The 7001-nt window shown below is 69.6% G+C and carries 5 protein-coding genes; 3 read left to right on the forward strand and 2 right to left on the reverse strand.

What is annotated here, in order from left to right; genetic code table 11:
* The first annotated feature begins 192 nt into the window (after positions 1–192).
* From BLU09_RS16870 to BLU09_RS16880, 3 genes are all read left to right on the forward strand, one after another.
* Positions 193–1563 carry a hypothetical protein gene (locus tag BLU09_RS16870; protein ID WP_090490568.1) on the forward strand — a complete coding sequence of 457 codons (1371 nt, stop codon included), beginning with the start codon at positions 193–195 and terminating at the stop codon, positions 1561–1563.
* 229 nt (positions 1564–1792) lie between these two features.
* Positions 1793–3508 carry a DUF1592 domain-containing protein gene (locus BLU09_RS16875; RefSeq protein WP_244171785.1) on the forward strand — a complete coding sequence of 572 codons (1716 nt, stop codon included), beginning with the start codon at positions 1793–1795 and terminating at the stop codon, positions 3506–3508.
* Positions 3505–4929, forward strand: coding sequence for a DUF1552 domain-containing protein (locus BLU09_RS16880; RefSeq protein WP_090490570.1), 1425 nt, complete (start codon positions 3505–3507; stop codon positions 4927–4929). The genes BLU09_RS16875 and BLU09_RS16880 overlap by 4 nt, the downstream gene beginning before the upstream one ends.
* A 257-nt stretch (positions 4930–5186) precedes the next feature.
* On the opposite strand, the gene BLU09_RS16885 is transcribed toward BLU09_RS16880, so the two are convergent.
* Together BLU09_RS16885 and BLU09_RS16890 are read right to left on the reverse strand one after the other, a co-directional pair.
* Positions 5187–5936 (reverse strand): 2OG-Fe(II) oxygenase, encoded by a 750-nt coding sequence (locus BLU09_RS16885; protein WP_228558339.1) that lies wholly within the window; start codon positions 5934–5936, stop codon positions 5187–5189.
* Entirely contained in the window at positions 5887–6825 is a 939-nt protein-coding gene (locus BLU09_RS16890) for an ATP-grasp domain-containing protein (RefSeq protein WP_090490572.1), read from the reverse strand. Before BLU09_RS16890 ends, BLU09_RS16885 begins: the two co-directional genes overlap by 50 nt.
* Positions 6826–7001: the final 176 nt, after the last annotated feature.

Below are 7001 nucleotides of genomic sequence, written 5' to 3' on the forward strand. Positions count from 1 at the left end.
ATCATCACCTAGTTCCACGCGCGCCTACCGAGATAAGCTCCAAGCTCCGGGATGTTGGCCCCTCAATTGCTTGGGGCTGAGGCAGCCCCCCGTCTCGACACTGGAAGCCGAGCCCCCCATGTGTTCCCGCCCCTTCGTCCCTGCCCTCCCGGCCGCTACCACCTCGTCTGTTCGCTCCAAGGAGGTGGCCCTGTGAGCCGCATCGCGGGATGGGTGTTGCTGGTGCTGGCGCTGGTCGTGTCGTACCGCCCGGCCGAGGCCGCGCAGGCGAGGAAGACGCAAGCGCAGAAGACCCGAGTCGCGGTGCTGCGCCCGGAGGGCCGCCAGGCGGATGCGCTGCGCAGGGTGCTGACGCAGGAATTTGGCAAGAAGGGACGCGGGCGAGAGGTGCTGCCCGCGAAGAAGGTGGATGCCCAGGTGAAGCGCATCCGCGGCGGTCCGAAGACGGATGCGCAGCGGCGGGCGCTGGCGAAGAAGCTCGGCGCGGACGTGCTGATCCTCGCCTCGGTGAAGGGGACGAAGCGCTGGGACGTGGAGGTCCGCGCCTACTCCGGCAAGGACGGCACCCTCCTCGCGGAGGAGCGCTGGGACGTCCGCACGAACCGCGCCTTCCCCGACGTGCGGCGCGAACTCGAGCCCAAGCTGGGCGCGGCCCTGAAGGCGGGCCCGGAGCAGAGCCTCCCGCCTGCCGCCGTCACGCCTCCGACGCCAGTCTCCGAGCCGGAGGTCGCGCCCCCGGCCCCCATCGCGGAGGCACCGCGCCCGGCGGTGGTGAAGCCTCCTCCGCCCACCGTGACGAAGGAGGAGCCGCTGGTGGAGCCCGAGCCGAAGGCCGCCGGCCTTCGCGACCTGGACGGCCCCATCCTGGAGGCGCTGCTGTCCGGACAGGGGCTGTTCCGCCGCTTCAACTTCTCGGGCAGCAACGCCAACGCGCTGCCCGAATACAGCCTCAACAGCGCCGCGGCGGCGAGCCTCTCGGTGAGCTACTTCCCGCTCTCCCACTTCACGGATGGGATGGTGCACAACCTGGGTATCGTGGCGAGGGGCACACGCGCCCTCGGGCTGTCCACGCGGCTTCCGGATGGCTCCGAGTACGGCACCACCGCGCAGCTCCTGGAGGGAGGCCTGCGCCTCCGCCTGCCGCTGCCGTGGCTGGAGGTCTCGGTGGGCGCGCTGTACGGCACCCACTCCTTCGCGGTGGAGCTCCCGCCGGAGAGCACCTTCGCCCTGCCCGACGTGGACTACCGCTTCGCGCACGTGGAGCTGGGCCTGCGCAAGGCGCTCACTGAGCGATGGGCCATCGCCGCGCGCGTGGGCTACCAGCACGTGCTGAGCGGCGGCGAGCTGTCCTCGGACGGCTACCTCCCGGAGCTGAGCGGCTCCGGACTCGATGGCGAGCTCGCCGTGGAGTTCGCCCTGACGCGCATTTTGGGTCTGCGGCTGGGCGGAGAGCTGCGGAGCTACTCCTTCACCACCGACGCCGCGGAGGGAGCCCCGGTCTTCGCCGGCGGCGCCAAGGACCTGTACTTCAGCGGTCAGCTCGGCGTGTACCTCAGGCTGTAACACCACCGCATTGAGGGGGTCTGTCCCCCACGCATGTGGCGCCTCCTCCTCACTTTCCGCGAGGCCCACACGAAAGATGCAACGCGTATGCACGCGTGACACGAGTTTTTCAGTATCCGTGTCATCGGGCCATTCGACCGATGCGCGTGCGAGTCGCGGCTACATTGACAGGAACGCATCATCCATCTGATTGATATGTCTCCCAATGATGGAGGCGCTCGTGCCGAGGATGCGGTCACAACGGTTGTCACGAGAGCCAGCGGAGCGGGGACGGTGGTGGCGCCCGGTGGTGCTAGGGCTGGTCTTGAGCGGGGCTGCTGGCTGCGAAGGAACCATCTCCAACCCGGAGGGCCCCGGTGGAGGGCCCGGCCCCGGTACGCCTCCGCCCACCGCCATCGAGAAGCCAGCCCCGTCCGTGCGAATGGCGCGCCTGACGCACGTGCAGTGGACGAACAGCGTGCAGGAGCTGCTCAGGCTGGACGCACCGCCCACCACGCTGGCGGGCACCTTCCGCGCGGACCCCGCCCAGAGCGGCTTCCTCTTCGACAACGATGCGCGCGCCCTCTCCGTCGACGAGGCCCTCTGGGGCGCCTACCAGCGCGCCGCCGCTGAACTCGCCGGCCAGGTGACGACGGACGCGACGAAGCTCGCGCGCCTCTTGCCTCCGTCGGCCGCCACCAACGAGGAGCGCGCCCGCGCCTTCGTGGAGTCCTTCGGCCTGCGCGCGCATCGGCGCCCGCTGACGTCCGAAGAGGTGGAGAGCTACCTCGGGCTGTACCGCAAGGGGCCCCAGGCCTACGCGGACATGTCAGCCTTCGAGGGTGGCATCCGGCTGGTGATTGAAGCCTTCCTTCAGTCGCCCCACTTCCTCTACCGCGTGGAGCGCAGCACGCAGGCCGTGCAGGACCGGGTGCCGCTCGACGACTACGAAGTGGCTTCGCGGCTGAGCTTCGGCCTCTGGAGCGCCATGCCGGACGACGCCCTGTTCGCCGCCGCGAGCGAGGGCACCCTGCACTCCCGCGAGGGCGTCGCCACACAGGCACGGCGCATGCTCCAGGACACGCGCTCGAACAAGGTGGTGGAGGCCTTCCACCGCACCCTCTTCGACGTGCCCCGCTATGCCGCCATCCGGCCCTCCCTCACGCGCTACCCGCAGGTGTCCGAGCGCCTCGGGGAGTACGCGGCCCAGGAGACGACCCTTTTCGTCCAGGACGTCGTCTTCTCCCGCAAGGGCGGCTACAGCGACCTGCTCACCTCGCCGGCCACCTTCGTCAACGACGAGCTGGCGCGCGTCTACGGGCTGAGTGGCACGTTCACCGCCGACTTCGTCCCCGTGACGCTGGACTCGCGCGAGCGCAAGGGCGTGCTCACCCAGGTGGGCTTCCTGGCCTCGCACGCGACGTCGGTGGACCCGGACCCCATCCACCGCGGCGTCTTCGTGTCCGAGCGCATCATCTGCCGGAAGATTGGCGCGCCGCCGGCCAACATCCCGCCGCTCCCCGCCCCCCAGGGCCGCACCAATCGTGAGGTCGTCGCCTCGCACACCGAAGCGCCAGGGACTGCGTGCGCCAGCTGCCACTCGAACCTCATCAACCCGCTCGGCTTCCCGTTCGAGAACTTCGACGCCATCGGCGGCTACCGCACCACGGACAACGGACATCCGGTGGACGCCAGCGCGTCTCCCAACATCAACGGAGAGACGGTGCTGGTGCGCGACGCGCTCGACCTGGCGGACGCACTCGCGGCCAATGAGGCGGTGCATGCGTGCTACGCGAAGCACTGGGTGGAGTACCTCCACGGGCGCCCGTCCGCCCGCGAGGATGTGCCGCTGGTGGAGCGGCTCGGAAAGCTGTCGAAGGCGGGCAACCTGTCCATCGTCGACCTCGTCGTGGAGGTCGTCACCAGCGAGGGCTTCGTGAATCGCCACCCGGAGGATCTGCCATGAAGCTGAGTCGCCGGATGGTGTTGAAGGGCCTGGGCGGGACGATGCTGAGCCTGCCGTTTCTCGAGGGGCTGATGCCGAGGACCGCCCGCGCGGCGGACTCGGGGGTGCTGCCGTACGCCATCTTCTTCCGGCAGGCCAACGGCGTCGCCTCGGCCCAGACGACGTCGGAGCTCGGCGCGGAGCCGGAGCGCTTCTGGCCGCGCACCCTGGGTGCGCTCACCGCGGAGAGCATGGCCGGGCGGGCCGTGGGCGTGCTCGATGACCACCGCGCGCACCTGCTGCTGGTCCGCAACGTCAACATGAAGGACTACAACTACGGGGACGGCCACGCCCGCGGCGCCATGCAGGGGCTGACGGCGCAGGGCCCCGTGGTGGAGGGCGCGGGCGGCGGCTCCGAGTCCGCGGGCGAGTCCATCGACCACCGCATCGGCCGCGAGCTCAATCCGCAGCAACGTGACTCGCTCGTCTTCTACGCGGGCCGGCGTGGCGGCTGGCTCGGGGGGCCCTGCCTCTCCTACCGGAGCAGCAACGTGCGCCGGGCCGCGCTGCATGACCCGTGGAATGCGTACCAGACGATGATTGGCGGCCCGGGAGGACTGACTCCCGAGGCTCGCGAGCAGCTCCTCGTCCGGCAGCGCAGCGTGAACGACCTGGTGAAAGCCCAGCTCCAGGCGCTCCAGCAGCGTCCCGAGTTGAGCGCGTCCGACCATGAGCGCTTGGACCTGCACCTGTCCAACGTCCGGGACCTGGAGGTCGCCCTGAGCTGCCGAATGCGCGCGGACCAGGAGCTCATCCTCCAGCAGCAGGCGCCCGGCTATGACAGCACGGACGGCACCGAGGTGCTCGCCACCGCCAGGCTGCACATGGACATCGCCGTGATGGCGATGGCGTGCGGCACCAACCGCGCGGCCGTCATCCAGGTGGGCAATGGCAACGACGGCGACACGCGCTACCGCAACCCGGATACGGGGCAGTTGATGGAGAACTTCCATTACGTGTCCCACCGTCGCTCGTCGCACGACTCCAGCGGCGGCATCATCACGGGTTCGGACCTGCTGCACCACCACGTGGACGTGCAGTTCGCGAGCGCCTTCAAGCACCTCCTGGACCGGCTGGTGGCCTACCAGATGCCGGACGGAAAGCGACTCATCGAGCACGGCGTGGCTGTCTGGTACAACGACCTGGGCAACGGGCCGGCTCACTCGGCGCGCAATGTGCCCTTCGTCCTGGCGGGGAGCTGCAATGGCTTCTTCAAGCAGGGCGTCTACGTCGAGGCGTCGGGCGGCGGCAATCCCAACCACAACCGGATGCTGAACACGATTGGCACCGCTGTGGGGCTGAGGAACGCGGCCGGCGGGAACCTGGACGACTTCGGCGACCCGGCGCTGACCAAGGGCGTGCTCTCCGAGCTCATCGCCTGAGTGGACGATTGCGTCCTGCTCCAGTGTCCGGCGCTGGAGCAGGTCGTTCAGGCAGCGTGACCACGCTGTCCGTGGCGCTGGGGCAAGCGCAGACAGCTCACGAGGAGGCTCCTGCCAGCGGGAGCCCCTCCCCTGCGTGTCGAGCCCCATACGTCGCCGTTTGCCGCGGCGGTATTGGAGGTGGGTCCCGAGAAGATGAGAGCGCCGACGCGACGACGCGGCTGGCTCGCCGCGCTGGAGCGCGGGCAGCGCGTGGCTCACGGCCGCTCGAGCATGAACGCGGTGATGGAGTAGCGCTGGTGGCCCTGAGCGGCGGGCAGCCACTCAGTCACTCGGTGGAGCGCGCCCACGGCGCGGAAGACGAAGACCGAGTTGAAGAGGGGCGGCACGCGGATGCTGTCCCACGCGCCTTCGGGATGCGGGAAGGCGAGGACACCGCCGAAGCGCTCGTCCCAGGGGCGCGTGAAGTTGAACACCACCGCGAGCCCTTCCTCCTGCGTGTCGTGATGTGGAGGGAAGGACTCCCCCACCTCCATTCGGGAGACCTGGACCTGACGGGTCTGGAGGGGTCGGGGCCAGCCCACGAGGTCCGCGAAGAAGGCAGCGGCCTCGTCACTGCGCAGCCAGGCGCAGAAGTCGATCAGCGTGGAGGGGGGCTGGCGCGAGTCGAGCGGCGCCACGTGCAGGGGATAGGGGCCGTGGTGATGGCGCCGGAAGAGGGCCTGACGGAGGGCGGCGTGGAGGGCCTCGGCGCGCTCGGGCAGCAGCGCGTCCTGGAGGCAGACGTGGAGCACGCGACCACCCTCTGAGAACTCGCGGCGGATGGTGGCGCGCAGGGCCTCGGATGCCACGGCGAGCCGCGTCCAGGGCCTGGCCGCGTCGAGATGCCGCGGCACCGCGCGGACAGCACCGAAGATGCCCTCGGCGAAGTCCGGGATGAAGAAGCCGCTGGGGCGCTCAGGCCTGGGCGACGAGGTAGCTGGCGAGTCGGGTGATGACTTTGCCATCGCGCGGGTCATCGAAAAAGGAGATGGCGGGGGTGGGATTGAACTCGAGGGCCACGAAGGCGCCCTCGGGAGTGCGGCGCAGGTCCACGGCGGTGAAGACCATTCCCAATGCCTTGGCGCCACGGACGCAGAGGTCCCAGGCCGCGCGAGGCAGTCGAGCGGGTCTGGCCTTCTCCAGGTTCTGCCGCGCGTCGACCACGCCCTCGGTGGGAATCTGGAAGGCGGCCACGGGCTCGCCCGCGAGGACGTAGGCGCGGAACTCGTCGCCTTGAATCTGTTCCTGGAAGAGGACGGGACAGTTTCCGAGCAGGGTGAGCCGCTCGTCGGTGAGGTCGGCCTCACTCAGCTTGCGCACCATCGCGCCGCCGCCCAGCGGCTTGTAGACGACGTTCCGGTGGCGGGCGAAGAACGCGCGCACCGCGTCCGGCGAGTGGGTGGCCAGGCTCGAAGGGACGGGGACCTTGTGGCGTGCGAGGAGCGCGAGCTGGTGGAGCTTGAGGTAGTGCAGTTCCACGGCCTCCATGGGATTGACGAAGGAGCAGCCGCGCCGATGGAGGGCGCGCACCACCGAGTGGAGGAAGGACTGGCGCTCCCGCTCGGCGAGGTATTGCTCCTGCCAGCGCGGGAAGTTGCGCTCGGTCAGGGCCTCGGCCTCTGGAACGGGGAGCGAGAGCCGCAGGTTCTTGACGTAGAAGGAGCGCAGGTCGCTGAGACACTCCTTCTCCCAGTGCACGACACCGTCCTCCCAGTCGAAGGTGACGGTGTCGGGCACCCGCTCCGTCTCCACGATGATGGCGCTCGCCCGACGACGCTCCACGGCTTCAGCCACATACCGGGTGGCGTCATCCGTGCGCGAGCCGATGAGAACGACCTTCTTCCGAGGAGCCATGAGCGGCGGCTGACGTCCGGGCCGTCAGGTCAGCTGTTGCCCCGGAAGGGGTCGTCGGCCATGACCTTCACGAGCCCACCGTTGTTCGGCGGCGTGAGCGGACCGCCGATGTCGGGCAGCGTCGGCTCGTCCATCTTCACCTTCACGAGCCCACCGTTGTTCGGAGGCGTGAACGG

Origin of the sequence: Myxococcus virescens, from assembly GCF_900101905.1 — a bacterium.
Taxonomy (GTDB): domain Bacteria; phylum Myxococcota; class Myxococcia; order Myxococcales; family Myxococcaceae; genus Myxococcus; species Myxococcus virescens.

What these genes read in the sequence shown, in the direction of transcription:
- BLU09_RS16890 (WP_090490572.1), bottom strand. Translation starts at nt 6,825, where the DNA reads ATGGCTCCTCGGAAGAAGGTCGTTCTCATCGGCTCGCGCACGGATGAC.
- BLU09_RS16875 (WP_244171785.1), top strand. Translation starts at nt 1,793, where the DNA reads ATGCGGTCACAACGGTTGTCACGAGAGCCAGCGGAGCGGGGACGGTGG.
- BLU09_RS16885 (WP_228558339.1), bottom strand. Translation starts at nt 5,936, where the DNA reads ATGGCAAAGTCATCACCCGACTCGCCAGCTACCTCGTCGCCCAGGCCT.
- BLU09_RS16880 (WP_090490570.1), top strand. Translation starts at nt 3,505, where the DNA reads ATGAAGCTGAGTCGCCGGATGGTGTTGAAGGGCCTGGGCGGGACGATG.